The sequence below is a fragment of the Neorhizobium vignae genome (assembly GCF_000732195.1).
Lineage (GTDB): Bacteria > Pseudomonadota > Alphaproteobacteria > Rhizobiales > Rhizobiaceae > Neorhizobium > Neorhizobium vignae.
In genome coordinates this window covers 1-490 of record NZ_JNNU01000073.1, presented here as the reverse complement: position 1 = coordinate 490, position 490 = coordinate 1, and the positions used below count along the sequence as shown (strand labels likewise).

Here is a 490-nt window from a genome sequence, read left to right as displayed (position 1 = left end):
CAGGTCTTGAAGGGATCCGAACTGACGACACCGACATGCACACCGGAGTTATCTGGACCAGGGATTGATCACTTTCAGCGCAGCAGCCTCGAAAGGGCTTGTGTCGCGAGTTGCGATCGCGAAGCCGTTTGCTGCCGCTGTGGCTGCAATGTAGCCATCAGCCGTGCCGATCGGTTTCCCAGATACTCGAGCGCGTGCCATCAGTTCGGAATAAAACTGGGAAGCAGCCAGATCGAAGGACAGGATGCGCTCGGAAAAGTGGGGCAGCACTTCGCCCTCAAGACGGTCGCGAAGGATAGTTTGCCGTCTCCCTGAAGGCATAGCAGCGATCCCGAAGCGCAGTTCAGCAATCGTTATTGCGGAGAGGAAAAGCGTTTCGATAGCCTGGGCGTCCAACCAGGCGATTACTGCCTCATCAGGAACAGGTTTCCAAGGCTCGGATATAACGTTGGTGTTCAGCAAGATCATTCGAAGGTCATCGGTTCAGCAG

General features: G+C 55.5%; 1 protein-coding gene. It reads right to left on the bottom strand.

Annotated elements, in window-relative coordinates; genetic code table 11:
• Window positions 1-48: 48 nt before the first annotated feature.
• A complete protein-coding gene (locus tag GQ59_RS30400; RefSeq protein WP_037088665.1) occupies window positions 49-468 on the bottom strand; it encodes a type II toxin-antitoxin system VapC family toxin in 420 nt (139 codons plus the stop codon).
• Window positions 469-490: the final 22 nt, after the last annotated feature.

Coding starts and splice junctions, on each gene's coding strand:
- GQ59_RS30400 (WP_037088665.1), bottom strand. CDS start 468: ATGATCTTGCTGAACACCAACGTTATATCCGAGCCTTGGAAACCTGTT.